A 25,148-nucleotide genomic window follows, 5' to 3' on the forward strand; every position below is an offset into this window, starting at 1 on the left:
ATGCGAGTGATCCAGCCTCGAGGTCAGTGCGTGCCGATGCGGCTGGCGAAGTCCCGTATACCGGGCAGGCTGTTGTTGCGGTCGCCGGACAGCAGGTCGCGGGTCAGCTGCTGGGCCCAGGGACGGAACCGAACTTCTTGCGGGGTGTCTCGTTCGGCGGTGACGAGGGCTTGGAAGGCGGCTTGCCTGTTGCCGCGGCCTTGGAGGGCGAGGGCGGTGTCTTCCCAGTAGCGGGCACGGCGTTCGGGGGCTGTAATGCCGGCGGGGTCGATCAGTCGGGCGTAGTCGACAGCTGTGCCGAAGTCACCCAGAACGCGCGAGACGCTGATTTTGTAAACGCCGAGGTCGAGCATGTTGAAGCGGTTATTGTTGGTGAGGCGCGTACGGCGCGCGGCGGCTTCGGCCTCGCCGAGCAGCGTCCAGGCACTGTCGCGGTCGTCACGCAGCGCGGCCGTGTAGGAAGCAGCGGCAAGTAACTGCCCGTACGTGGCGGCGGTGCTGGAGTCCGTCAGGCCGGTATCGGCCTGCAGTTGGCTTGCCGCGTCGAGCATGAGCCGCTGGGCGCCGTCGCGGTGGTGGGTTCGCCGCATGACGGTGGCCGCCCAACGTCGGGTCTCGGCCAACGTCAGTGGGTCGTGGCCGGCGCGGGCGGCTTGGACTGCGCGGTCGGCGGTGGCCCAGGCCATCCCGTCGTCATGCAGTTTGACCAGCAGTTCGGTAGCCAAGCAGTAGGCCTGCGCCAGCCGAGTGGACGCCGGCCCAACATCGCTGGTTGAGGCGGCGTCACGGCCGGCGACTGCCTGTGCGAGCATCCTGGGCAGGCGGCGGGCCAGCTGGCTGTAGCGAGTGGCGCGGAAGTCGGCACGTGCCGCCGCGATCTGCGCCGCCAGTTGGTGAGCAGGAATGGGTGCTGCCTTGACTCGCCCGAACAGCACGTCCTCGATGGTGTCGGCCATGCCGTGGGCGGCGGCTGTCTGCCCCAGAGGCAGTACGACCGCCCCAGTCACGACCGCGGCGGTCGTCGCGAGCAGCTCGCGTCGGCGCATCGGATCACCATCCTCATCGACACCTGAGCCTAGGCTAGCGGTGCTCACGCCAGAGATCGGGCTCGACAGTCCGAACAGGTGCTCGGGGATCCCGAACACCTCCGCGAGGCGGCGAAGGTCGCGAACGTCCCACACCCGGCTGGATTTGGTCTCCATCCGGCTGAGCGTTGAGGCGGAGACGCCTGCCAGGCGCGCTGCGTCTTTCAGGGTCAGTCCGGCGGCCACGCGGGCGGTCCGTAAAACGGTGCCGAAGTCGCCGCTGCCGGCTGCCTGCGCGACGGCCGACATCGTGGTCCAGGCGGAGGGAGTGCTCAAAGGTCACCTCGATCCAGAGCGGCGGGAGTTCGAGCGTGACCCATGTTTGCAGGTTGTGCAAGCCGCTTGCACCCTGAGTGGTCAGGTCTTCGTCCAGGGCCTACACAACCGGTGTTCTAGAGGCACGACCCGTACCTGACTCCGCACGACAAGGAAGTCCGACACCATGTCGCCTCAGACCGTCTCAGACCACATCGGCTTGGCATGCGACTCCCTGAACCTGCGGGTCTGCGCCTCTCACCACGTCCCGGCGGACCTCCTCACCGCGCCTGGACGCGCACGCGGATTCGTCAACCGCCGACGCAGGCCCGCCCAATCCGGCGTCCTCAGCTCACCGGTGCCCCTGGCGCGGCGAGGCGCCTGCATCGGGAGCTGAGGATCCCGTCCGAGCTCGGTGGGCGGGCGTACTGACCCCTGCGTCTGCGTCCGTTCACCGACACCAACCTCGATCCGGACGCCACGCTCGACGACGCTATGGAACGGAACCGATGACGACCCACACCATGAACTCAACGATCCTGCCCGGCCCAGCCAGCACCGCCGCTAACCAGGCGGAACGATCCGTTCTGCTGGCCGGGCCGGCCGGCCTCCGTCATGAACCGCGGGGCCTCGAGCCTGTCACGGCGGCGATCGATGTCGCTCCGGAAGCGCTTACGGCCGCGGCGAACACTGCAGTCGTAACGCTTGATCCATCGATGCGTGAGCAATGTGGTGGCCTGGCGCCGCTGTTCTTGCTCCGGCTCGACGAGGGCCGGTGGACGCCGTACACACAGCAGTCCTTCACCGGCGACGATGTCTTGTTCGTCGCGCTGCCCGGGCCCAAGCTGACCGGCGACCCGTCCGCCGCGAACCTGGTCGCCTGGACCGGCGTGTTGGCTGAACGTCACCACGCCTGCGGGCCGAAGGCGGTCAACCATCAACGCTGGTTCGTCAACGCACTACCGGGCCAGGAACTGGAGTACAAATTCACCCTGCAGGGCCAGCCTGATCTATGGGGTCTGACCACCCTGATCCTGGATGCCGTTCGCAATGGTGGACTGCAGGACTGGATCTGCGAGCACGGCAACAACGGCGGCTTCGAGCAATGGGATTTCGACAACCACCTGTTCGAGATCACCACGCCCCGGTCCGAGCGCGGCTATATCGCCTTCATCCCGGCCGTCAACGGCACCTGGATCATCCGCCGAAAGCGATTCTCCGCCGATGCCGAGATGCGCCACGAGGATCTGATCGAAGGCCTGACGCTCGGGCTGAATCCAGATCTACCCGCCGTGATCGCCGACCGCTGGGGGCTGCGCCCGGCCTGGGGAAAGGTTTATCGCAGGGTCCGGTACAACGTCTTGTTGGAGTCACTGGCCTCCGGCCATGTCTTCTCGATCATGCTCGACAGGTGCACCGAGCGTGCCGGGCTGGTCGACCCCTTGCACCAGGTCGAGGTCGAGTACGTCCGCACCCGCACGCTCCGCCCGGTCGACCTCGGCCAACTGCGCGACGAATACGAACAACTGGTCGCCTTCACCCGCGAGTTCCTGGCCAGCCACGGTGTGGCCAGCCTGGAGGATCACTGGTCGAAGCTATCCTGGCTGCGTCCTGCCGCCGGACTGCAGCCGACATGACCACCTCTCAGAAGGGGATCCGCAGTGGGTGTGCCGCCCCGCAAATTGGCCCTCTACGGGCTGGCCGGCTCCGGCAAGTCCACCGTCGCCGCAAGCCTCAAGGCCGGGCTGGAGGAGCGCGGGCACACCGTGCAGGTCATCAAGCTCGCCGAGCCGCTCTACCGGATCCAGGGCCACATCTACGCCACCGCTGGCAAGCCGATCGGCCCTTGGGAGCACGACAACGACGTGCTGCGCACCGTAGCGATCTGGCTGCGTCGCATCAACCCCGACTACCTGGCCGACGACTTCCTCACCCGAGTCGCGCAAGCCACAACCTCGGTCGTGATCAACGATGACCTCCGCGACGCGGCTGTCGACTACCACAGGCTGTTCGCCGACAGGTTCGTCTTCGTTCACGTCACCTGCACCGACGAGGTGCGTTCTCAGCGGCTCCACGCCCGCGGAGACCACACCATCGTCCCTGACTCCAACGCCACCTGGGGCTACGACACGATCTGCGCGGACTACAGCGTCGACACCACAACGCTCGCGCCGCGCGACCTGCACGACCAGGTCGACACCCTTCTCACCAAGTGGCTGGCCCAACCGCTCGACTAGCGGTGCGCGCGTCCAGCCCCCGAGCTGGACAGCGAGGACCACCCGTGAACACCACGAATCCAGTAGGCAAGCAGATCCCTCTCCTCATCGAGCTCGGCTCTCCGGCCGGCCGCGATCGGGCCGTGACCGGAGCGAAGTTCGCCAACCTCGCCGCCGTGGCCGACCGACTCGACGGCCACGCCGCCGTACCGGACGCCGTCAGCATCCCCATCAGAGCCTTCACCGGCGCCCTCGGGCCCTCCCGCACCGCGGCATTGGCCGACCTGTTTCACGAGGTGGCCGCCACCGCCGGCAACGAACTGATCAACCTCGACACCCGGCTCGCCGCGATCCTTGAATCGCTCACGCTGCCATCGGCACTGTGGAAAGCACTGGCCAACTGGTGCGCCGACGCCGGCAACAACGGTCCCTGGGCTGTCAGGTCCTCCAGCCTCGTCGAAGACGGTACCGCCCGCAGCCACGCCGGCCTGTACGAGTCGTACCTGCACCTGACGACACTCGCCGACGTCGCCGAAGCGGTCACGGCCTGCTGGGCATCGTTCTACAGCCCACGGGCCATCCTGGCCCGGCTCCGAGCCGGCGATACCGACCCGTCCCCGAGGATTGCGGTCATCGTCCAGCAGATGGTGGATGCTGACCTGGCAGGCGTCGCATTCACCCAGGAGGACCGAACCCTGGTCTGCGCGACCGTCGGCACCGGTGAACACCTCGTCTCCGGGCTGACCGCAGCTCACCGCTACGACATCACCGGCCAGTCCGCCCCACCGCCGCCGTACGACCAGATCGCCTATCTGGCAGGTGAACTGCGAAATCACCTCGGTCATGAGGTCGACATCGAATGGGCCTGGCACCCGGGTGGGCTGCGGCTACTCCAGGTCCGGCCGGTCACCGCCGCCCTGGCCGTGGTGACACCAGCCGGGCCGGTCTTCGCCGCGACGTCGCTCTACTTCAGCGAGCAGCTCCCCACCGGCATCGCGCTCGGCGACTGCGCCGAGGTCTACCTCAGCGTCACGACCAAGCGCAGCCCGGCCTTCGGTCTCGCCTCCCGGCACGGCGTCACCGTCGACGACGGCTGGCTGATCACCCTCAACGGAACCGGCCTCAACGACCCGGGCTTACGACCGCAGTGGTGGGACAAGCTGACCGGGGAGGTCATCGTCGACCTCGGCCCGTCCGCACGCCAGAACATCCTGTCTGCCACTGACCTGGAACGGTTCCTGAGCACAGTGCTGAACCTGAAGGGCGACCCATACGCGCGACACACGATCCTGCTGCGACCATTCGCCCGCGGGACCTCCGGCGCCGTCACCCGCGCGAACGCCGACGGGTCAACCACGATGGAGCACTCCGCCGAGGGCTTGCTGGCCATCAACCGCGGCCTCACCAGCCCCAGCTCGCTCCTCCTGCCTGCCGTGGACGACGCGCAATCCTGGGCCGCGCTCGAGCCACCGGCACCCTGGAACCTCGACCAGCTGCGGCAGCTTGCTGCGTTCACCCACATCCTTACCGAGATGTACCCAGGCATCTATCTCGAATGGGTCCACGAAGAGCAAGGGCCGCACTTCATCGACTACTCGACCACGGACACCAATCGGGCCAGCAGTTCGACCGGCAGCACCCTCAGCACTGGGACAGCGCGAGGCCCGCTGCTAATGCTGTCCGATGACGAGGCTCTGACGCGCCTGTCGATCGCACCCATCGTGTCGATCAACGGCGATGCCGACGTACCCGAAAGCCACTACATCACCAGCCTGCTCGAACGCATCACCCAACTGTCAACACCTCCGATCGTCTACGCAGACCGCCCCTACGTGATCTTGTCCCGACTCATCGGGCACGTCGCCGGGTTCGTCTTCGCCGGCGGATCCGACCTGTGCCACCTTGCGATCCTCCTCCGCGAAGACCACGTACCGGCGGTCGTCGCCGACCTCCCCGCCGACGCTGGCGATGGGCATCTCGCGGTCGTCGACAACGGCCGACTCCACCTCAAAGCTCACGCGCGGACCTGACGACACCCGATCCGACCCGCCGTGAGCGGACTTGGCCGACCTAGGGGATTGAGGAGAGCTGGAAGACCCGGACGCAGAGTGGGGATTTGCCGAGCTTGTTGAGGACGATGACGCCGGCGACAGATCTTGTTGCGGTGGTGCCGGAGAGGCTGATGACGAAGACTTCGTCGGTGCCGGTTGTGGTGGAGCCGGAGGTCAGGTTGGTGGGTGGGACCAGCTGGCTTTGCATGAGGAGGGGGATGGTCTTCTCCGAGCCCTCGCAGGCCATGGAGGCTGCGACCGCTGGGTTGTTGGCGTTGAGTTGGGCAACGAAGCTCGCGGCGAACTCGACCGGCGTCGTCGGCTTTCGCGCGGGGGGCTTGGTCACCGGCGGCTTGCTGACAGTCCGCTTGGTGGTCGGCTTGGCGACGGTCGGTTTCGTGCCGGGCGGCTTGATCGTCGGCGGTTTCGTCGGAGTCGGGTCGGGCTTGCCGGCCGAGTCCACCTGGTCCGAGATCAATCGGTAGCCGACGACGCCACCGACGCCCAGTACGCCGATCAGCACGAGCAGCAGGACGACGATGACCAGACCGGCGCGGTTTCTGCGGGGTGGCTGGTTGTAGTTGGGCGCGGCCGTGCCACCGGGCGGAAGATAGCTCACCCGCATAGTGTGGCAGCGGTTGAGTGCTCAGGTAAGCCGATGCTCGTCGAGCCACAGCTTGGCGCGGCGGTTGGAGGCTCGGGAGAGCCACGCGTCCTGGATGACCTCGGTGAGCTCCTGCTTGGTCAGCTCACCGATCCGGCTGCCGCGGACCAGCACCGACGGGTGACCGTCGAAGTGCGGTGTGGAGAAGAACGGCTTCGACTCGTCCGCGAGCAGCGACAGCTTCTCGTCCTCGGACTCGACCCAGAACATGATCACGTCGTCGTACCGCTCGCCGCTCACGGAGTCCGCCGCGTCCGGTCGCGCCGTACGAAAGAACACGAAGGACTTGCCGCCGACCTGGTAGACAGGTCGGTCGGTCCCGTCGTCCCGCTCCCACACCGTCACATGCGGCATGCCCCGCGCAATCTCATGCACGTCCGCGACGCGTGCTCTCCTCGAGGCCACGGATCCCACTCTAGGGACGTCAGCCGAGATCGAGCTTCATCAGGCGGACACAGAGCGGTTGAGGCGGCACGTCCATGATCGTGACGGTTCCGGTCGCCGGGTTGTGCTTGGTGGTTCCGGTGAAGGGGACTCCGACGAGCATTTGATAATAGGGCGCGCTGTATGTCTTCGACATCGGCTCCGCCGGCCCGCTGACGGTCAGCTTGGTCGGTGGGTCGATGGCGAGCAGGATCACGGTCGGGAGGAGCTTCTTCGTGTCCTCACAACCCAGTGAGGCCGCGTGCTTCTGGTCGTTGGCGTTCAGGTACGTGAGGAACTTCGCCGCGAGTGCGCTGGATTCGGTGAGGCGCTGAGCGGGCTGCGTCGGCGTCGACGGAGCCGGCGCTGTCGGTTGGTTCGAAGCTCCGGATCCCGGCCCGCTGCTGGTCGGTTCGTCCTTTGTCAGGACCCCGGGGAGGACCAAGGCCGCGACGATCGCGGCCACCACGAGTAGGCCGGCCACCGCGATCCCCGCGATCAGCAACCCCCGCCCACGCCGCGGCCCACCTGGTCCGCCGTACCCCGGCCCACCCGGTCCGTACCCAGGTCCGCCCGGCCCGTATCCAGGTCCGCCTGGTCCGCCGTACGCCGGCCCACCCGGTCCGCCCGGCCCGGGGTACCCCGGGCCGCCGTATCCCGGTGGAGGCGGCCCGTACCCAGGACCAGGTGGCACCGGTCCGCCGGGTGGTGGCTGCCAGCCGTTGTTCGGTGGGTAGTTGGGAGGCTGAGTCACGGCGACAGTGTGGCAGCTCCAGGGATCCAGATCGTGAAGGTTGAACCCGAGCCGAGACGGCTTGTCACGGTGATGCGGCCGTGGTGGGCCTCGGCCAGGTGCTTCGTGATCGCAAGTCCCAGCCCGCTGCCACCGGTCGTCCGGCTGCGGGACTGCTCGGCGCGATAGAACCGGTCGAACAGATGAGGCAGATGCTCGTCCGCGATCCCCGAGCCGTTGTCCGTCACGGTCAGGTTGTAGCCGTCGTCCTCTCGTCGTACGCCGACCACCACGTTCCCACCGGGTGCAGTGAAGCGGACCGCGTTCGACACCAGGTTGCCCAACGCCTGACGAATCCGAGCACTGTCCACAGACGCGACCGCAGGCCCAGCGGCATCGGCCGTCAATGCGACCCCAGCTGTCTCGGCAGCCGCCCGATGCGCGAGAACCACCTGCTGTGCCAGCTCCGACAGATCACGCGGCGCCGGGTGGATCCGGAGCATGCCGGCGTCCGCGAGCGCGAGATCCTGCAGATCGGCCACGAGGTGTTCGAGCAGATCGGTCTCCTCCAACAGCGAGGTCACCAACTCCCGGTCGAGCGGTACGACGCCATCCTCGGACGCGACCAGATACCCCTTGATGTTGGCCAACGGAGTCCGCAACTCATGCGCGACGTCACTCACCATCGCCTTGCGCTGGAAGTCGTGCCGCTGGATCGCCTCGGCCATGTCGTTGAACGCATGCCCGAGCCGCGCCACCTCGTCCCTACCCGTCACCGGCACCCGAGCGGCGTGATCGCCGTTCCGCATCCGCTGCGTCGCACCGGTCAGGGCCACGATCGGCCGAACCAACCGACGCCCGGTCACGATCATCACCAGGGCAGCGATCAGCAGGACGCCGAGCGCGGTCGCCGCGGTCCGCAGCATGCCCTCGCCGGAGAACACGTTGAACGTGCTCTTCGCCCCCAGATACAGCTTCGCCGGAGACGCGACGTACGGCGTGAGCGCCTGCGACCTGGCCTCCATGGTGCAGCTGGCGAACGCTTCGGTGTACGCCGCCTTGTCCTTCGGCTCGACCGACTTGAGACCCTCCTCGAACTCGCTGACCGTGTAGGCGATTCCGGCCGCATCGAGGCAGGCGGTCGCGCGACGGATCTCGTCGTCGTTCACGACCTTCGCCTTCGCGCTCGGCGCGTTCAGGCCCGGTGGCACGCACTCGTCGTTCGCCGGGATCACTGACTTCCGCACCATACTGACCCCGGCGTCCGACGTGCCCGACTCGAGCAACACCTGCGGGACGTTGCCGCCGCCGGCGACGGTCAGGATGGCGTTCTTGCCTTGTGCCTGGTAGCAGTTGACGGCCTGCTGGGCCAGAACCGAGCGCTGTGCCCGTTCGGCATCGGTCAGACCCCAGTCCGGATACACCATGGGCAGTGGGGTCGATACGGCTGCGGCCGCCACGCCCGTCGGCAAGGAGGCGGTGTCGCGGGTGGCTGCGAAGGTGATGCTGCCGGCGACCCTCGCGTCACCTGAGTTCCGCGCGTCGATAGTTGCTGCCGGCACCGATGGGAGATCCGGCGCGGCGCCGAGCTTCCGGGCCGAGTCGGCGATCACCGTGCCGTCCGGCTGGGTGACTGCGATCCGCCGGCCGGTCTTGGCGGCCAGGTCGTGCACCAGCTTGTCCACCCCGGACCAGGTCGGGTGATCGGACGCGTACGTCGACAGCTGGCTGTAGATCCGCCCGTCGACCTCGAGCTGGCTGGTGTTCTCGGCGATCGCCCCCTGCAATTGCTCCGACGTGCTGTACGTAGCGATCACTGCTGTCGCGATCACCGCCCCAAGCGCAACGGCCAGCGACAGCCCAAGAAACCGGATCAGCACACTACGACGCATTCGACACAACCTTGTCCGCGAGCTTGTAGCCGACGCCGTACACGGTTTTCAGGTACGCCGGGGAGCCCGCTGCCGGCTCGATCTTCTTGCGCAGGTTCATCACGTGCACGTCGATGGTCCGGTCGAACACGTAGTGGTCGAAGCCGAACGCGTGCTCGAGCAGTTGCTGCCGGGAGAAGGCCCGCCCGGGTGAGGCGGCCAGGCAGGCCAGGATCTTGAACTCCGCCGGCGTCACCTCGACCAGTCGCCCGGCCAGCCGGATCTCGTGCCGGCCCGGGTCGATCTCCAGCTCGCCGACCCGGTACACCTCGCCCTCGGCGCGGATCCGCGTACGCCGCAACACGGTCCGAACCCGGGCCACGAGCTCGCGCGGGTTGTACGGCTTGGTCAGGTAGTCGTCCGCGCCCAGGTCGAGCCCGAGCAGCAGGTCGTCCTCGGTGGAGCGCGCGGTCAGCATGATGATCGGCACCTCACCATCGGCGCGCAGCACCCGGCAGACGTCCAAGCCGTCCACCTTCGGCATCATCACGTCGAGCACCAGCAGGTCGGGACTGCGCCGGCGCGCCTCGTCGATCGCGGCCCGCCCGTCGTGCACGACGACGGTCAGATGCCCTTCGCGTTCGAGATACCGCCGAATCAGCTCCGCCTGCTTCAGATCGTCCTCGGCAACGAGAATCCGCGCTGGCATGCCCTCAATGTCCCTGAGCTTCATGAGAATCCGATGAAGATCGGCTGAGAGCATTGGGTGCAAATCGGTCCTTCACAGGTTCTTCACGGCTGCGCCGCCAGGCTCGACCGCCATGAAGACCTCTCGAAAAGCAGTCGCGCTGGTCGCGATCCTGGCGCTGGCCGGATGCGGGAACGGCCAGGACAACGCCCCGGTGGCCGGCGACCAGAAGAGCGACAAGAGTCCGCTCGCGGAGTACATGGGCGACGGCTTCGTCAGTTCCGGCGGCGGAATGGTCCGGGCGACCCGGATCGGTGGTGGCGGGGCGCTGTCCGAGGAGGAGCTGGCCAAGCAGCGCAAGGTCGAGGACGCCACCGCCGCCTGTATGAAGACCGCCGGGTTCGAGTACGTCGCGGTCCCGCCCGAGTCGCAGCCCAAGAGCAAGTTCGACGACGCGTTCAACCTGCCGCCGGACAAGTTCGCCGAGCAGTACGGCTACGGCATCAGCACCATCGACTGGTCCAAGGCCGGGCCGGGCAGCGACGACAACGACCCGAACAAGAAGATCCGCGACGCGCTCTCACCGGCGGCGCAGAAGGCCTATGACAAGGCCTTGAACGGCCCGAACGCCGGCCCTGGCGGCGTGGTCGCGATCCCGGCCGACGGTGCGAAGTCCACCGACGACAAGGTGGATCTGGGCTGCCGCGGCAAGGCGTCCGAGGAGGTCTTCGGCAAGGGCGAAGACCGGACCAACACCTTCAAGAAGTTCGACAGCCTGTTCAAGGACATCGAGGCGCTGTCGAAGTCGATCGAGGCCGACCAGCGCGTGGTGGACGCGACCGGCGCCTGGTCGGACTGCCTGGCCGACGCCGGTCACCCCGGCTTCAAGAAGGTGAGCGATCCGCAGGAGCAGGTCACCAAGAAGCTGGACGCCCTGACCGGCAACACGCCGCCGCCCTCGGGTAAGAAGCCCGGCGCCACGCTGGGCGGGCCCCCGTCGTTCGACAAGGTGGACTCGGCCAAGCTGGCCGAACTGCGCAAGTTCGAGATCGCCCTGGCCGTCGACGATCAGAAGTGCAAGGCCTCGAAGTACGACGCGCAGTACAAGAAGGCGCAGTACGAGCTGGAGCAGGAGTTCGTCAACCAGCACAAGGCCGAGCTCGAGTCGTACCGCGACGAAGTGGCGAACAAGTGACCACTACGCCCAAGTCCCGGCGCCGGGTCCTTGTCGGGGTGTCCGCGGTGGCCGCGGTCTCGCTCGGGGTGGGCGTGGTCGCGGGCAGCCGGATCGCCTCACCCGAGGACGCGGCCGCCAAGACCGCGGCACCGAAGGCTTCACAGATCACGGTACCGGTGAAGAAGCAGGCGCTGTCCAGCAAGGTGGTCGGACGCGGCGACGCCTCGTTCGACGGAGCGGTGAACATCCGGGTCGAGACCAGCGGGATGACCACCCCGGCGATCGTGACCGGGAAGGTGCCCGCGGTCGGTTCGACCATCACCGAAGGTAAGGCCCTGCTGGAGATCACCGGGCGTCCGGTGATCGCGTTGGCCGGCGTACTGCCGATGTACCGAGCGCTCTCGCCGGGTAGCAAGGGTCCCGACGTACTCCAGCTCGAGCAGACGCTGGACCGGCTCGGTCTCGACCCCGGCACGGTCGACGACGAGTACGACACCGACACGTCCAACGCCGTGGAGCGGCTCTACGAGAAGGCCGGGTACGACGCTCCCGAGGCGGATCAGCAGCTCACTCAGGCGGTGGACGGCGCGAAGAAGCAGGTCGACGCGGCCAAGAACCAGCTCCGGCAGGCGCAGGCTCAACTGAAGGCGGCCAAGGCTGCGAAGGCCAAGGATCTCTCGGTGCAGCAAGGCGCGGTCGACGACGCCGAGGCGAATCTCGCCGACGCGGTGCAGGCCAAGAACGAGGCCGAGTTCAAGGCCGGTACGCCGTTGCCGGTGTCGGAGGTCGTCTACGTGAAGACACTGCCGCGCCGGGTCGACGACGTGAAGGTCGAACGCGGCGGCACCGTCAACGGCACGGTCATGTCCGCCAGCGGCGCGGCCCTCGTGGTCACGGTCAAGGTCGACGCCGAGACCGCACAACGCCTCAAGGCCGGCATGGCCGCGAGCCTGGATCTCGGTGACGGTACGGCGGTCGCCGCGAAGGTCCGCCGGGTCACGAAGAACGGCAGCCAGTACGACGTGGTCGTCGCGCCGAACTCGCTCACGGCCAAACAACTCGCGCTGCTCCGGGACGCGAACGTCCGCGTGACGATCCCGGTCAAGAGCACAGCCGGAAAAGTACTCACGGTTCCGATCGCCGCGCTGTCGTCCGGGTCGGACGGCGGATCGCGGGTCGAGGTCCTGCGCGACGGCAAGGTCGAGCTCATCCCGGTCAAGGTCGGCCTCTCCGCCGACGGGTTCGTCCAGGTCTCGCCGACCGGCGATTCCAAGCTGTCCGAGGGCGACCAAGTGGTGGTGGGCAAGTGAGCGCGATGGCTGTGGCGCTACCAGGTCCCGTGGTCGAGATGATCGGCGTACGCCGGTTCTTTCCGGGACCGCCTGAGGTGCAGGCGATTCGAGAGGTCGATCTGACCATCGGGCCTGGCGAGTACTTGTCGATCGTCGGACCGTCCGGGTCCGGGAAGTCGACTCTGCTGCACCTGCTCGGTCTGCTGGACAACCCGACCGGTGGCGTCTATCGACTCGACGGTGTCGACACGATGAGCCTGCGCGAGCGCCGCCGCGCTGTACTGCGTGGTGAGCGGATCGGGTTCGTGTTCCAGTCGTTCCACCTGCTCGACCACCGGACTGTGCTGGAGAACGTCGCACTGTCGATGGTGTACGTCGGAGTGCCCCGGCGTGAGCGGATCGCGCGCGCACGGATCGCGCTCGAACGGGTCGGGCTGGCGCACCGGATGGAGTTCGGACCGAGCACGCTGTCCGGCGGTGAGCGGCAGCGCGTCGCGATCGCGCGGGCCTTGGTCGCCGAACCGAGTCTCCTGCTCGCCGATGAGCCGACCGGAAACCTCGACACCGCGAACGCGGAGGCGATCCTCGAAGTGTTCGACGAGTTGCACGCCGACGGGATGACGCTGGCCGTCATCACGCACGACGACCACGTCAGCCGCCGGGCCCAGCGCCAGGTGCGCATCGTCGACGGAACCCTCCAGTGGTAACCCCCGATGCAGGCCCCCCGGATCCCGCCGGCGGGCCGTCCACCAATCCGCCCTATCCGCCGGGCACCGCGCCGGGAGCGGGGCCGTTCGCCAAGCCAGCTCGTTCCCGGCGACGGCTCCGCTCCCGGCCGGCGATCCGCGACCTGCTCGACGAGGCCTTGGCCGGGGTGGCTGCGCGGCCGACCCGGCTGATCCTCACCACGCTCGGGACGGTGCTCGGAATCGCTGCCCTGGTGGGGACGGTCGGCCTCGGCCAGACCGCGTCAGGTCAGATCACCCAGCGATTCGATCTGGCTGCCGCGACGCGCGTCGTCGTACAGCCAGGGGACAAGGCCGGCCAGGACGGCGAGGCAGCGACACAGCTGCCGTGGGACGCACCGGACCGAATCGGCCGGCTGAACGGCGTGGACGCGGCCGGCACGGTCAGCACGCTGGACGTCGGTGACGACCTCGTCCAGAACGTGACCGGTTTGAACGGCGACGAGGGCAAGGCGTTGCGGGTGATGGCCGGCTCGCCCGGTCTGTTCGACGCGGTCCGCGCGGTGCTCTCGACCGGCCGGTTCTTCGATGCCGGGCACGACCAGCGCGGTGACAGGGTCGTTGTCCTGGGCAAGCATGCCGCCGAGCGGCTCGGTATCAACCGGGTCGACTCGCAGCCCGCGGTGTTCATCGGCGACCAGCCGTACACCGTGATCGGCATCCTCGACTCGGTGACCGGACGCGCCGAGCTCAACGACGCCGTGATCATGCCGAACGGTACGGCGAAGACGGCGTACGGCCTGAAATCGCCGGACGCGATCGAGATCCGGACCCAGGTCGGCGCGGCTCAGCTGATCGCCCAGCAGGCGCCGATCGCGATCGACCCGAACAACCCGAGCACTCTGCAGGTCGACGCGCCGCCGAAGCAGGGCGCCGTCCGCAAGGGCGTCGAGTCCGACCTGAACGCGCTGTTCCTGCTGCTGGGTGCGGTCGCGTTGCTGATCGGCGGTCTGGGCATCGCGAACGTCACTCTGCTGTCGGTGCTCGAACGCGTCTCGGAGATCGGGTTGCGCAGAGCCCTGGGCGCGGCGCGAAGACATATCGCGATGCAGTTCCTGGTGGAGAGCGTGATCGTCGGGTTCCTCGGTGGACTACTCGGTACGGCGGTCGGCGTACTGCTCACCGTGGGAGTGTCGTGGGTCCGGGACTGGACTCCGATCCTGGACAACCGGCTCGCGTTCGGGTCACCCCTGCTGGGCGCGTTCATCGGCCTGGTCGCCGGCACGTACCCGGCGTGGAAGGCCTCCGCGATCCAGCCCATCACCGCGCTCCGGGGCACCTGACTTGTCGCGGCTGAGCCGTGCGTACGCGAGCGAGCTCACGGCGAAGCCGACGACGATGAAGGCCAGGACCGGGTACGACTTCCCGTTGTCGGGCAGGATCCACGCGCCGAGCGCGGCCGCGGAGACCTGCCCGACATTGAAGATCATGTCGTACAGCGCGAAGACCCGGCCGCGGTACACATCGTCGACCCGGGTCTGGACAAGCGTGTCGACGCTGATCTTCACGCCTTGTGCGCAGAAGCCGGTGAGGAACCCGCCGACGATCATCGCGGGCTGCGTGTAGAGCCCGATCGGGAATGCGCTCACGACGGCGGCAGCGAGAAACAACCAGGTGATCCACTGCCGCAGGGTCATCACGCGGGTGCCCCACGGCGTCACGAGCGCGGCGAGGAACAGACCGGCACCGACCGCGCCGGTCGCGATGGCCAGGGCGCCGAACGCCTCGTTGAGTTGGCCGGGGCCGTAGAAGTAGTTGCGGTAGAGCAGGATCATCGCAACGGTCATCAGCCCGAAGAAGAACCGCAGCGAGCCGATCGCGGCCAGCCCGTACGCCGCCTGCCTGCGCTCCTTCAAGTGCCGGCCGCCGTCGATCAGGCCGGTCGCGATCGTCCCGACCGCTTCGAGGAGGCCGGGTTCGTCGCCGTTCAGGTCGGGACCGAGCTGGTCGCGGCGCAGTCGCAGGGCGAGGAACGCCGCGCTCGTGTAGATCACGACCGTCAGACCGAGGACGGCGATGTTGGACCCGACCACGAGCTTGACTCCTGCGCCCACTCCGCCGCCGATGAGGAAGAGCGCCGTACCGCAGGTCGGGGTGACGGCGTTGGCCATCACCAGCTCGTCGCGCTCGACCACGTGCGGGAGCCCTGCGGACAGGCCGGAGAGCAGGAAGCGGTTCACCCCGAGGGTGAGCAGGACGGCTGTATAGAACAGCACACCTGCGTTGTCGGCCGCGACGATGGCGGCGACGCCGATCACCAGCACGGCGCGGGTCAGGTTCGCGGCGAAGAGGATCTGGCGGCGCGACCAGCGGTCCAGCAGTACGCCGGTGAACGGCCCGAGGATCGAATACGGCAGCAGCGCGACTGCGAACAAACCGGCGATGGCTGCCGCGTCAGGCGCTCGTTCGGGGGAGAAAAGCACAAAGGACGCCAGGGCGACCTGGAAGACGCCGTCGCCGAATTGCGACGTCAGGCGCACCGCGAACAACCGCCGGAAATCCCGGCGCTTGAGCAGCGTCCACAGATCCCGGATGAACCGCACGCCTGCACTGTAACCGCCGGACATGTCGAGACCGCCGGACCTGTTCGGGCGCACCGGTGACAACCGATTTCGACCGGGTGGATTCGAGTTCTGTTAAGCCTGGCGGGAGTGCGGTCCGAGGGCGTGGCTGCGGCCTTTTCGCGCGCTAGAGTTTTGCTGCCGGTGTTACCGACTGTCGCGTACCGGCTACGATGGATGCTCGTTACGCAGCACGCCGCGGATGGGATTTTCATGACTGAATCGCTGGATGGCAACGTCGAGTCACGGATGTACGACCACCTGAATCTGGACCGGCCACATCCCGCCCGCGTGTACGACTTCTTCCTCGGCGGCAAGGACAACTTCGCCATCGACCGGCAGGCCGGCGAGCACCTGCTCGAGGCCTTCCCCGGCTTCCGCACCGCCGCCCGGTCGAACCGGATGTGGATGCACCGCGCGGCCAGGTACGCCGCGGACCAGGGCATCACCCAGTTCCTCGACGTCGGCACCGGCATCCCGACCAGTCCGAACCTGCATGAGGTCGTGCAGGAGACCGTCCCGTCGGCGCACGTCGTGTACGCCGACAACGACCCGATCGTGCTGACCCACTCGCGGGCCCTGCTGGTCAGCAGCCCGGAGGGGAAGACCGCCTACCTCGAGGCCGATGTCACCGACCCGAAGTCGATCATCGAGTCCGACGAGGTGCGCGAGGTGCTCGACCTGAGCAAGCCGGTCGCGCTCAGCCTGGTCGGCGTCTTCCATTACCTGCCCGACGCGCTGAAGCCGTACGAGTTGGTCCGTGAGCTGCTCGAGCCGCTCGCGTCGGGTTCGCTGCTGATCTTCTCGCACTGCACGCCGGACTTCGCGCCGGACCTGTGGGAGCGCGCGATCCAGGTGTACAAGGCCGACGGCGGCGACGCGCAGGTCCGGAGCCAGGAAGAGGTCACCCGCTTCTTCGACGGCACCGAGCTGGTCGAGCCGGGCGTGGTCTCGCCGTTCCGCTGGCACCCCGACGCCGAGACCCAGCAGCTGGTCGAGAAGGGCGAGTTCACCGACGTCATGTGCAGCCTCTGGGTCGGTGTCGGCCGCAAGCCGTGAACCGCGAGCAGTATCCCTTCCACCTCGCGATCACGCTGAGGTGGAAGGACAACGATGTCTACGGCCATGTCAACAACGTCGAGTACTACAGCTTTTTCGACACCGTCATCAACGAGTTCCTGATCCGGTCGGGTGGGCTCGACATCCACCGCGGCGACGTGATCGGGTTGTGTGTGGATTCGCAGTGCACCTTCAAGCAGGCCTTGGAGTTCCCTGGCGTCGTCGACGCGGGGTTGCGGGTCGCGCAGCTGGGCAACTCGAGCGTGCGGTACGAGATCGGCCTGTTTCGCGAGGGCTCTGACGAGCCGGCCGCGACCGGGCGGTTCGTGCACGTGTTCGTCGCGCGGGAGGATCGTCGGCCGGTGCCCGTACCGGACCGCCTCCGCGCGGCGCTTGAAGGGATCACGGGATGATCGTGCGTGGCGCCGTACTGCGGGAGCTGGGACGGCCGCGCCCGTACGCCGAATCTCGGCCACTGCGGATCGAAGAGGTGGAGTTGGCGCCGCCTGGTCCGGGTGAGCTGCTGGTCCGGATTCGTGCGGCAGGGCTGTGTCACTCCGATCTGTCTGTGATCGACGGGTCGCGGCCGCGGGTGCTGCCGATGCTGCTCGGTCACGAGGCGACCGGTGAGGTAGTGCAGTCGGAGGCGCCCGGGTTCGCGGTGGGTGACGTGGTCGTCTGCGCCTTCGTCCCTGCCTGTGGCACCTGCGGCCCTTGCGCCGACGGACGCCCCGCGCTGTGCGAGCCTGGCGCCGCCGCGAACACCGCCGGCACTCTCCTCGAAGGCACCCGCCTCAAGGACGTCCATCACCATCTCGGGGTGTCCGGGTTTGCGGATCATGCCGTGATCTCCGCGCGGTCGGCCGTCAAGATCGATCCCGCGCTGCCGCCCGAGATCGCCGCGTTGTTCGGATGCGCGGTGATGACCGGGGTCGGTGCGGTGGTGAATACAGCTCAGGTACGGGCCGGCCGGAGTGCGGTGATCTTCGGGCTCGGTGGCGTCGGTCTCTCGGCGTTGCTCGGCGCGGTGCTGGTCGGAGCGCATCCGATTGTCGCGGTCGACGTCGTACCGGAGAAGCTTTCGCTGGCTCTGTCGCTCGGCGCCACTGTTGCGATCCACGCTTCTGCTGTCGATGAGGTGCGGGAGGTGACGTCCGGAGGTGCCGACTACGCTTTCGAGACCGTGGGCAGCGCGAAGGTTCTCGAGCAGGCGTACGCCGCCACCCGCCGGGGCGGGACCACCGTCACCGTCGGACTGCCGGATCCGTCGCAGTCGTTCAGCGTGCCGGCGGTCAGCCTGGTCGCCGAGGAACGCACGGTCAAAGGGTCGTATCTGGGCTCGTCGGTGCCCTCACGCGACATCCCGCGGTCCGTCGCGCTCTATCAAGCCGGCCGCCTCCCGGTCGACCGGCTGCTGAGCGGGACGGTCGGGCTCGACGACCTCAACTCGGCCTTCGACGCATTGGCCGCCGGGACGTCGATCCGTCAGGTGTTGCTCTTCTGAAGGTTCTCCGCGGCCTTCGCGAAGGCTTGGTCCTCGCGCGCCCGCGCCTCCGGGGTGAACTCGTCGCCGAAGTCGTCCGCGGTCGCGACCTGCCGGATCTCGAGGCCGGAGGCATTGCCGTGGTCCGCGGCCAGGCAGCGCCAACCCCACTCGACCGCTTCCTCGCGCGAGGCCACCTCGATCAGGCAGAACCCGGCGATCAGCTCCTTGGTCTCGGCGAACGGGCCGTCGACGATCCGGCGCTGACCGGCGTTCAGCTGCATCCGGAAGCCCTTCGAGCTGGGCAATAGCCCCTCCCCGGCGAGCAGGACGCCCTTCTCGGCCATCTCCGCCATCACCAGACCCATCTCGGTCAGACTCTCCTCGGACGGCTCTTCCCACGCCTCGGATGCGTCGCTGGCCTGGAACATCATCATGAACCGCACCGCGGCCTCCCCAACTCGACGTTAAATGTTGAGACGAATCTATACAGGACGGCGGTCATCGGGCAGGCTACGCACAGTGCGTCTACGCACACCGCTCGTGAGTATGTCAAGTGAGGCACGCGGAGTCCTTGAGGAGGACCCCTGTTATGCACACCCGCCCCCGCCGTATCGGTGCGCTCGTCGGCGCCGGAGCTTTGGCCTTCGGTGCCCTGGCCGTCGTGGCCGGCAACCAGGCCGACGCTCGGCAACCCACTCCGGCTCCGCTGCTGGACGAGGTGACGCCGGGCGTCGCAGCGCTCGGTAAGGTCAAGTCGCGCCTCACCGAGTTGGCCGCCAGCAACGGTGTGCCGGCCGCTCAGCTCGAGCGGATCCTGGCCACCGACAAGACCAGTTGGCTGGACCGCGACGGCAAGCTCTTCTACCGCGAGCCGGTCGCAGGAACCGCCTCCCGGTCGGCCGCGGCCACGCCGTCGCCGCGCTGGGCCACGACTGCGGTCGCCGCAGCCACGGGACCGGCGTTCGAACTGCACAGCAAGCCGGGCTCGAACCGAGTGATCTACCTGGACTTCGACGGTCACACGATCACGGGTACGGCGTGGAACACCGGCGGAAAGCCGGCCAGCGTCAACGTGACCGCGTACGACACGGACGGGAATCCGGCGGTCTTCAGTACCGCCGAGCAGGACGTCGTACGGGACGTTTGGGCGCGAGTGTCCGAGGACTATGCGCCGTTCGACGTCGATGTGACCACCCAGCAGCCGACTGCGGCGGCGATCGACCGGTCTGGTGCGTCGGACCAGCAGTACGGGACTCGCGTGCTGATCGACCCGACCACTTGGTACCAGTCGGGCTGCGGCTGCGGCGGGGTCGCGTACGTCGGTGTGTACGACAACACCAGCCAGCATTCGTACTACCAGCCGGCTCTCGTCTTTACGAAGGGCGTTGGCACCGGCGCGAAGAACATCGCCGAGGCTGCGGCGCACGAGGCCGGTCACAATGTCGGTCTTTCGCACGACGGGACGGCGTCGGTCGGGTATTACGCGGGTCATGGCGCGTGGGCGCCGATCATGGGTGTCGGCTACTCCAAGGCGATCAGCCAGTGGAGCAAGGGCGAGTACACCGGCGCGAACAACAAGGAAGACGACTTCGCGGTCATCGGACAGAACGGTCTGGCGCTGCGGGCCGATGACCACGGCAACAGCACGACCGACGCCACCGCGCTGACCCTCGGCACCACCGTGCAGGGCATCTACGCCAACGACTCCGACGTCGACGTCTTCGGGATCGACCTCGCGGCCGGCACGTTCACGTTTGCCGCTGCGGCAGCCGCCTCCGGGGCCGACCTGGACATCAAGCTCCAGTTGCTGAGCTCGGACGGCACCGTCGTGGCGACTGCCGACCCGGCCGCCGGGCAGTCCAACTCGGCCACACCGACCGGACTGAGCGCGAGCATCAGCCGCCAGGTCACCGCCGGCCGCTACTACCTGCGCGTCGACAACACCGGGTACGGCAACCCGCTCAACACCGGCTACTCGACGTACGGCAGCCGCGGCGCCTACACGGTCCGCGTCAGCGCCGGCTGAACCATCTGAGCTACCCGGGGCCGTCGTTCCCACCGAGATCGACGGCTCCGGGTCACGCGGGGGGAGTACCGCGTGCGTACCGCGGGGGGATACCGCCCAACCCTGGAGGATCGTATGAACCGACTCCACCGCACCGGTGCGCTCGCGTGCGCCGGTGTTGTCGTGTTCGGAGGCCTGGCTGTCGCACTCGGCACCCAGGCCGACGCCCAACAAACCCCCGTCGATCAATTGCTGGCCCAACCGGTGGCCGGCAGTGCCGCGCTCGCGAAGGTCCAGTCACGGCTGACGGAGGTTGCCGCGCACAACGGCATTCCGGCCGACCAGCTCCAGCGGATCCTCGCCACGGACAAGACCAGCTGGCTCGACGCCGACAGCCGGTTGTTCTTCCGCGAGCCCACGCTGACCCCGGCGCAGAAGTCCGCGGAGGCGTCACCCCGCTGGGCCAAGACCGCGGTCGCCGCCGCCACCGGTCCGGCGTTCGAGCTGCACAGCAAGCCGGGCTCGAACCGCGTGCTCTACCTGGACTTCGACGGTCACACCATCACCGGTACGGCGTGGAACGCGGCGAAGAGCATCGACCCGGTGAACGTGTCGGCGTACGACACGGACGGGAATCCTGCGGTGTTCGGCACGGCCGAGCAGGACGTCGTACACGATGTGTGGGCGCGAGTTGCGGAGGACTACGCGACGTTCGATGTGGACGTGACCACGCAGGAGCCCGCGCAGTCCGCGATCGACCGGTCGGGTGCGTCGGACCAGCAGTACGGGACCCGAGTGCTGATCGACCCGGACACCTGGTACCAATCGGGATGCGGTTGCGGCGGGGTCGCGTACGTCGGTGTGTACGACAGCACCAGCCAGCACGACTACTACCAGCCGGCGCTGGTCTTCACGAAGGGCGTCGGCACCGGTGCGAAGAACCTGGCCGAGGCCGCGTCGCACGAGGCCGGCCACAACGTCGGTCTTTCGCACGACGGCACGTCGACGGTCGGGTACTACCAGGGCCACGGCTCCTGGGCTCCGATCATGGGCGTCGGCTACTACCGTGGCATCAGCCAATGGAGCAAGGGCGAGTACGCCGACGCGAACAACAAGGAAGACGACTACGCGGTCGTCGGTACGCACGGCTTGGCGCTGCGCGCCGACGAGGCCGGCGACACCACCGGTGCCGCTGCTGCGCTAACTGTTGGTACGCCGGTGTCCGGGATCATTGCCGCCGAGACCGACACCGATGTGTACCGCGTCGACGTCAGTGCCGCAGGCAACTACACCGCGAACGCGAGCGCCGCACCGATCGGTGGGGACCTCGACATCAAGCTGGATCTCCTGAACAGCTCAGGAGCCGTCGTTGCCTCGGCCGATCCCGCCTCGGGGCAGAGCGACGCCGGTACGCCGACCGGCCTTGGCGCAAGTGTTACCAGCACACTCCAGCCGGGTACGTACTACCTGCGGATCGACAACGTAGTCTATGGCGACCCGCTCAACACCGGGTACTCCACCTACGGCAGCCGCGGCGCTTACACCCTCGGCATCACGCCCTCCTGACCCCTGAGGCTGGCCGACCTCTGGCGGGCCGGCCAGCCTCAGGCCTTCCCCACCGCAGGCATCAGGTGGTGGGTAGCGAGTCGCGCGAGGGCGGCGGCCTGGTCGCCGAGCACGGCGTCGTCGAAGCGGACGATGCTCGAGTGGTTCGACGGTGCGTTGTCCGGGTCCACGTCGTCCGGGCGCGCACCGAGCATGATGAACGTCCCGGGCACCTCGGTCAGCACCATCGAGAAATCCTCTGAACCCATCAACGGGTTCGCCATCGGTTGCGCCCGATCCGCTCCGAACAGCTCACCCAGCACGCCGGAGGCTTCCGCCGTACGCCCGGCATCGTTGACCGTGACCGGATACTGCGGCACGAGCTCTGCGTCTGCTGTGCAGCCGTGCGCCGCCGCGATTCGCTCGGCCAGTGCGGGCAGCTCTTGGGAAAGTTGCTGGAGCATCGCATCCGAGAGCGTCCGGACCGTCGCTCCGAGCCGAGCCGTGTTCGGGATGACGTTGATCGCGACACCGGCCTCGAGTTGCGTCACCGTGATCACCACGGGGTCGAATACGTTGACGCGCCGAGTCGCATAGGTCTGCAACGCCAGGACCAGCTCCGCCACGACTGGGACCGGATCGATCGTCTTCTCCGGCGACGAACCGTGCCCACCCTTGCCGTGCACAGTGATGTGCAGCTGATTCGACCCAGCCATCATCGTCCCCGGTCGCATCTGGAAGAGGCCCTTCGCCTCCTGTGACCAGACATGCACCGCGTACGCCGCGATCGGTTTGTCACCGGTTGCCTGCAGCAAACCCTCACGCAGCATGTACCCGGCGCCGCCCAGCCCTTCCTCGCCTGGCTGGAACATGAACAGCACATTCCCGTGCAACTCATCGCGATGCGCGCTCAGCAGCTGCGCGGCACCCACCAACCCGGCGGTGTGCAGGTCGTGGCCGCAGGCATGCATGTTGCCGTTGTCCGCCGCGTACTCGAGTCCGGTCTCCTCGACCACCGGCAGCGCATCCATGTCACCCCGCAGCAACACTGTCGGACCCGGCTGACCACCGCGCAGCACACCCACCACCGAGGTCACGTCGTGCCCGAGGCTGAGGTCCAGCGGCAACCCGGCCAAGGCATCCAGCACCATCGCCTGCGTCTGAGGCACCTTCAACCCGACCTCGGGAATCCGGTGCAACTCCCGCCGCAAGCCCACCAGCCCGGCCGCAACCCCAGCCGCCTCCGCCACCAATCCATCCGCGACCGTCCCCACCACGACTCCCTCCAGCGCATGATCCGAGTCCCGTCACCGTACCCGTGGCAGTTATCCACAGGTAGAAAGTTCGTCGTCGGGATCGGGGTCAATCTCCATATGTTCTCCGCCGAGATCAAACCTCGGGAGGACACACCATGGAGCACTCGAATTCGGGTACGCCGTCGCCCAGCACGTCGGCGGATCACGCCGCACCGAGCGGTGGACCTGCAGCTGGGTCGACACGAGCTGAGCGGCAAGCCAGGGCGGACTGGCTCATCGCCGAGCTGGGTCGACGTGCGGCAGCGAGCGACAGCCCCGCGCAGCAGCTCCGCCTGCGCCGGACCGCGGACTCCCTTGTCCGGCTCGCGATCGCGTTCCGCTCGTGACCGCGGGGCTGACCGCCGTTCGAGCGGCACACCAAGGTCCGACCGCGGACGCCCGAGCCGCACCGACCTCGCTGGATGAGCTCCTGGCCTGGAGTGGTCAGGTGGCACTCGACCTGTCCGGCGCTGACCGATCCGCCTGGACCGGCCACGTCGTCGAGACCAGTGGCAGCATCCTCGGGCTCGCCCATTGGGACGGCACGCTGTACCTCGATCGCGAGTGCATCCTCGACCCACTCGAGCAGCTGTACGAGCACGCCGGAGAGCAGCAGTCGATCCCGGTGCTCGTCAGCTACCGCGAATCCTTGGCCACCCTGCTGCACGAGCACGCCCACTTCCTCGGACCGGCCGGTGCGACCCAGGAGGATGCCCGACAAGCGTTCGTCCAGCCTGGCAGTCGCCAGCTGGAGGAGGGGGTCGCGGAGGCCTGGGCGCAGGACCACCTCGACGAGTACATCGCTCGCCTAGGCATCGACAAAGTTGCCCCAGGCATCGAAAAGGTCGAAGCCGGTGGGTACTACTCCGCCTTCGTGCCGGCGGTCCGCCGACTCACCACGGACCTCGAGGCGCGCAGCGAGCTCTACCCCGGCCAGGTCCTCGACGTCCTCAACCGCGAGACCGCGGCTGGCCAGTTCCCGCTCCTGGTCAGCATCGTCTACAACTCCACCCAGCTCCCCGAGCTGGAGTCCGCCGGGGCCGACACTCGCAACCACCTCGAAGCCCTCCTCCGTCGCGGCCTCGAGCACCTCACCGCCTACGAAGCCGACCCCTCCGACCACGCCGCCGCCAAGTCCCGATCCGCCGCCAACCAACTCCTCCAACACCTGAGCCACGCGATTCACACCGCCGAGTCCACCTTCACCCCAGACCCCACTGCGTGCGCGCTCCCTCCACCTCCACCGATCACCCCCATCCGCCTGATCCCAGGCAACCGTGAGCCAACCCCCATCCAGACCGCACTGTCCGGAGTCACCCCACCCCAACTTCTCCCGACCTCCGCAGGAACGGTCTCTCCACCAACCGCCCGCACTCCCGGCCGCGAAGGCGGCATCCGACGTGGCGCCTAACAGTCCGCGCCGCCCATCCGAATTATCTAGCGATCGCTAGGCAAGTGGCTTAAGCTACTTGCCTACCGATCACTACGGAAGTAGGAGACGCATGCTGTCCAAGGGATTCCTGATCCGCGTCGAGGCCAAGCCGGACCGCGTCGACGAGGTCGAGGCAATGCTGAAGTCCGCGATCGATCACGTCCGCGCAGAAGGCCTGGCAACAGTCTGGTTCGGCCTGCGACTAGGCCCCACCAGCTTCGCAATCTTCGACGCCTTCACCGACGAAGCCGCCCGAGAAGCCCACTGGCAAGCCAACGCCACCACCCTCACCAACCCCACCGCAGCCACCCTCTTCGCCGATTCCCCCGCCGTCCAACGCATAGACATAGTCGCCTCCCTCCTCCCCAACGAATAGCCCAAGAGTCGCCACAGCAACCAGCCACACCCGAGCCGCGCCAGCCAGCCCGCCCCAACCACCGGCCGGCGCGACGACGTGCGTCGCCGCGGAGTCGAACGACGCCACGGCGCCGTTCATGCGAGCCTGCCCGACCCAACCGCCCATCCCCGCCCGTTCCCGCGTCCCCGCGTTCCCCGCCCGTTCCG

24 protein-coding genes are annotated in these 25,148 nt (G+C 67.8%); 15 read left to right on the forward strand and 9 right to left on the reverse strand.

All coding sequences use genetic code 11. The annotated features are described in order from the left end of the window. Positions 1-23 precede the first annotated feature (23 nt). Positions 24-1,361: a helix-turn-helix domain-containing protein gene (locus tag ACWF4Z_RS23130; RefSeq protein ID WP_452245192.1), complete on the reverse strand. Its 1,338-nt coding sequence runs from the start codon at positions 1,359-1,361 to the stop codon at positions 24-26. Positions 1,362-1,849: 488 nt separating this feature from the next. Here ACWF4Z_RS23130 and ACWF4Z_RS23135 point away from each other — a divergent pair, with 488 nt between their 5' ends. Genes ACWF4Z_RS23135 through ACWF4Z_RS23145 form a run of 3 tightly spaced genes read left to right on the forward strand, consistent with a single transcriptional unit; the run spans position 1,850 to position 5,586 of the window. Continuing rightward, complete coding sequence (locus ACWF4Z_RS23135) at positions 1,850-2,977, forward strand: hypothetical protein (RefSeq protein ID WP_452245193.1); 1,128 nt, start codon at positions 1,850-1,852, stop codon at positions 2,975-2,977. Positions 2,978-3,001: 24 nt separating this feature from the next. Then, positions 3,002-3,577 (forward strand): AAA family ATPase, encoded by a 576-nt coding sequence (locus tag ACWF4Z_RS23140; RefSeq protein ID WP_452245194.1) that lies wholly within the window; start codon positions 3,002-3,004, stop codon positions 3,575-3,577. Positions 3,578-3,621: 44 nt separating this feature from the next. Continuing rightward, positions 3,622-5,586 (forward strand): PEP/pyruvate-binding domain-containing protein, encoded by a 1,965-nt coding sequence (locus ACWF4Z_RS23145; RefSeq protein ID WP_452245195.1) that lies wholly within the window; start codon positions 3,622-3,624, stop codon positions 5,584-5,586. 40 nt (positions 5,587-5,626) lie between these two features. Here ACWF4Z_RS23145 and ACWF4Z_RS23150 read toward each other — a convergent pair whose 3' ends face one another. Genes ACWF4Z_RS23150 through ACWF4Z_RS23170 form a run of 5 tightly spaced genes read right to left on the reverse strand, consistent with a single transcriptional unit; the run spans position 5,627 to position 10,007 of the window. After that, the gene (locus ACWF4Z_RS23150; protein ID WP_452245196.1) at positions 5,627-6,226 is read right to left on the reverse strand and encodes a hypothetical protein; all 600 of its coding nucleotides are present in this window, start codon (positions 6,224-6,226) and stop codon (positions 5,627-5,629) included. A gap of 27 nt (positions 6,227-6,253) precedes the next feature. Beyond that, entirely contained in the window at positions 6,254-6,676 is a 423-nt protein-coding gene (locus ACWF4Z_RS23155; RefSeq protein ID WP_452245197.1) for an MmcQ/YjbR family DNA-binding protein, read from the reverse strand. Between the two features lie 19 nt (positions 6,677-6,695). Next, positions 6,696-7,448 carry a hypothetical protein gene (locus ACWF4Z_RS23160; protein WP_452245198.1) on the reverse strand — a complete coding sequence of 251 codons (753 nt, stop codon included), beginning with the start codon at positions 7,446-7,448 and terminating at the stop codon, positions 6,696-6,698. After that, the gene (locus ACWF4Z_RS23165) at positions 7,445-9,319 is read right to left on the reverse strand and encodes a sensor histidine kinase (RefSeq protein WP_452245199.1); all 1,875 of its coding nucleotides are present in this window, start codon (positions 9,317-9,319) and stop codon (positions 7,445-7,447) included. Before ACWF4Z_RS23165 ends, ACWF4Z_RS23160 begins: the two co-directional genes overlap by 4 nt. Beyond that, the gene (locus tag ACWF4Z_RS23170; protein WP_452245200.1) at positions 9,309-10,007 is read right to left on the reverse strand and encodes a response regulator transcription factor; all 699 of its coding nucleotides are present in this window, start codon (positions 10,005-10,007) and stop codon (positions 9,309-9,311) included. The genes ACWF4Z_RS23165 and ACWF4Z_RS23170 overlap by 11 nt, the downstream gene beginning before the upstream one ends. Positions 10,008-10,119: 112 nt before the next feature. Here ACWF4Z_RS23170 and ACWF4Z_RS23175 point away from each other — a divergent pair, with 112 nt between their 5' ends. Genes ACWF4Z_RS23175 through ACWF4Z_RS23190 form a run of 4 tightly spaced genes read left to right on the forward strand, consistent with a single transcriptional unit; the run spans position 10,120 to position 14,484 of the window. Beyond that, complete coding sequence (locus tag ACWF4Z_RS23175; RefSeq protein ID WP_452245201.1) at positions 10,120-11,181, forward strand: hypothetical protein; 1,062 nt, start codon at positions 10,120-10,122, stop codon at positions 11,179-11,181. Beyond that, complete coding sequence (locus ACWF4Z_RS23180; RefSeq protein ID WP_452245202.1) at positions 11,178-12,473, forward strand: peptidoglycan-binding protein; 1,296 nt, start codon at positions 11,178-11,180, stop codon at positions 12,471-12,473. The genes ACWF4Z_RS23175 and ACWF4Z_RS23180 overlap by 4 nt, the downstream gene beginning before the upstream one ends. After that, complete coding sequence (locus ACWF4Z_RS23185; protein ID WP_452245203.1) at positions 12,470-13,162, forward strand: ABC transporter ATP-binding protein; 693 nt, start codon at positions 12,470-12,472, stop codon at positions 13,160-13,162. Before ACWF4Z_RS23180 ends, ACWF4Z_RS23185 begins: the two co-directional genes overlap by 4 nt. Then, the gene (locus ACWF4Z_RS23190; protein ID WP_452245204.1) at positions 13,156-14,484 is read left to right on the forward strand and encodes an ABC transporter permease; all 1,329 of its coding nucleotides are present in this window, start codon (positions 13,156-13,158) and stop codon (positions 14,482-14,484) included. Before ACWF4Z_RS23185 ends, ACWF4Z_RS23190 begins: the two co-directional genes overlap by 7 nt. On the opposite strand, the gene ACWF4Z_RS23195 is transcribed toward ACWF4Z_RS23190, so the two are convergent. Beyond that, complete coding sequence (locus ACWF4Z_RS23195) at positions 14,386-15,744, reverse strand: MFS transporter (RefSeq protein WP_452245205.1); 1,359 nt, start codon at positions 15,742-15,744, stop codon at positions 14,386-14,388. The two genes, ACWF4Z_RS23190 and ACWF4Z_RS23195, sit on opposite strands and share 99 nt — an antisense overlap. Positions 15,745-15,975: 231 nt before the next feature. Here ACWF4Z_RS23195 and ACWF4Z_RS23200 point away from each other — a divergent pair, with 231 nt between their 5' ends. From ACWF4Z_RS23200 to ACWF4Z_RS23210, 3 genes are read left to right on the forward strand one after another with little or no spacing between them, the layout of a single operon-like run. Further along, positions 15,976-16,821, forward strand: coding sequence for an SAM-dependent methyltransferase (locus ACWF4Z_RS23200; protein WP_452245206.1), 846 nt, complete (start codon positions 15,976-15,978; stop codon positions 16,819-16,821). Continuing rightward, a complete protein-coding gene (locus ACWF4Z_RS23205) occupies positions 16,818-17,234 on the forward strand; it encodes an acyl-CoA thioesterase (protein WP_452245207.1) in 417 nt (138 codons plus the stop codon). Before ACWF4Z_RS23200 ends, ACWF4Z_RS23205 begins: the two co-directional genes overlap by 4 nt. Beyond that, a complete protein-coding gene (locus tag ACWF4Z_RS23210; RefSeq protein WP_452245208.1) occupies positions 17,231-18,325 on the forward strand; it encodes a zinc-dependent alcohol dehydrogenase family protein in 1,095 nt (364 codons plus the stop codon). The genes ACWF4Z_RS23205 and ACWF4Z_RS23210 overlap by 4 nt, the downstream gene beginning before the upstream one ends. Here the strand turns inward: ACWF4Z_RS23210 and ACWF4Z_RS23215 are convergent. Beyond that, positions 18,307-18,741: a YciI family protein gene (locus ACWF4Z_RS23215; RefSeq protein WP_452245358.1), complete on the reverse strand. Its 435-nt coding sequence runs from the start codon at positions 18,739-18,741 to the stop codon at positions 18,307-18,309. The genes ACWF4Z_RS23210 and ACWF4Z_RS23215 overlap by 19 nt on opposite strands. Positions 18,742-18,896: 155 nt before the next feature. On the opposite strand from ACWF4Z_RS23215, the gene ACWF4Z_RS23220 reads away from it, so the two are divergent. Then, the gene (locus ACWF4Z_RS23220; protein WP_452245209.1) at positions 18,897-20,333 is read left to right on the forward strand and encodes a M12 family metallo-peptidase; all 1,437 of its coding nucleotides are present in this window, start codon (positions 18,897-18,899) and stop codon (positions 20,331-20,333) included. A gap of 114 nt (positions 20,334-20,447) precedes the next feature. Next, positions 20,448-21,878, forward strand: coding sequence for a pre-peptidase C-terminal domain-containing protein (locus ACWF4Z_RS23225; protein ID WP_452245210.1), 1,431 nt, complete (start codon positions 20,448-20,450; stop codon positions 21,876-21,878). A gap of 38 nt (positions 21,879-21,916) precedes the next feature. Here ACWF4Z_RS23225 and ACWF4Z_RS23230 read toward each other — a convergent pair whose 3' ends face one another. Beyond that, entirely contained in the window at positions 21,917-23,131 is a 1,215-nt protein-coding gene (locus ACWF4Z_RS23230) for a M20 metallopeptidase family protein (RefSeq protein WP_452245211.1), read from the reverse strand. Between the two features lie 137 nt (positions 23,132-23,268). Between ACWF4Z_RS23230 and ACWF4Z_RS23235 the strand changes: the two genes are divergently transcribed. The 3 genes from ACWF4Z_RS23235 (at position 23,269) to ACWF4Z_RS23245 (ending at position 24,960) form a co-directional block, all read left to right on the forward strand. Continuing rightward, complete coding sequence (locus ACWF4Z_RS23235; protein ID WP_452245212.1) at positions 23,269-23,499, forward strand: hypothetical protein; 231 nt, start codon at positions 23,269-23,271, stop codon at positions 23,497-23,499. Further along, on the forward strand, positions 23,496-24,563 hold the full coding sequence (locus ACWF4Z_RS23240) for a hypothetical protein (protein ID WP_452245213.1): 1,068 nt from the start codon (positions 23,496-23,498) through the stop codon (positions 24,561-24,563). Before ACWF4Z_RS23235 ends, ACWF4Z_RS23240 begins: the two co-directional genes overlap by 4 nt. A gap of 91 nt (positions 24,564-24,654) precedes the next feature. After that, entirely contained in the window at positions 24,655-24,960 is a 306-nt protein-coding gene (locus ACWF4Z_RS23245) for a putative quinol monooxygenase (protein ID WP_452245214.1), read from the forward strand. The last annotated feature ends 188 nt before the right edge of the window (positions 24,961-25,148 follow it).

It is taken from the genome of Kribbella sp. NPDC055071 (assembly GCF_053608045.1).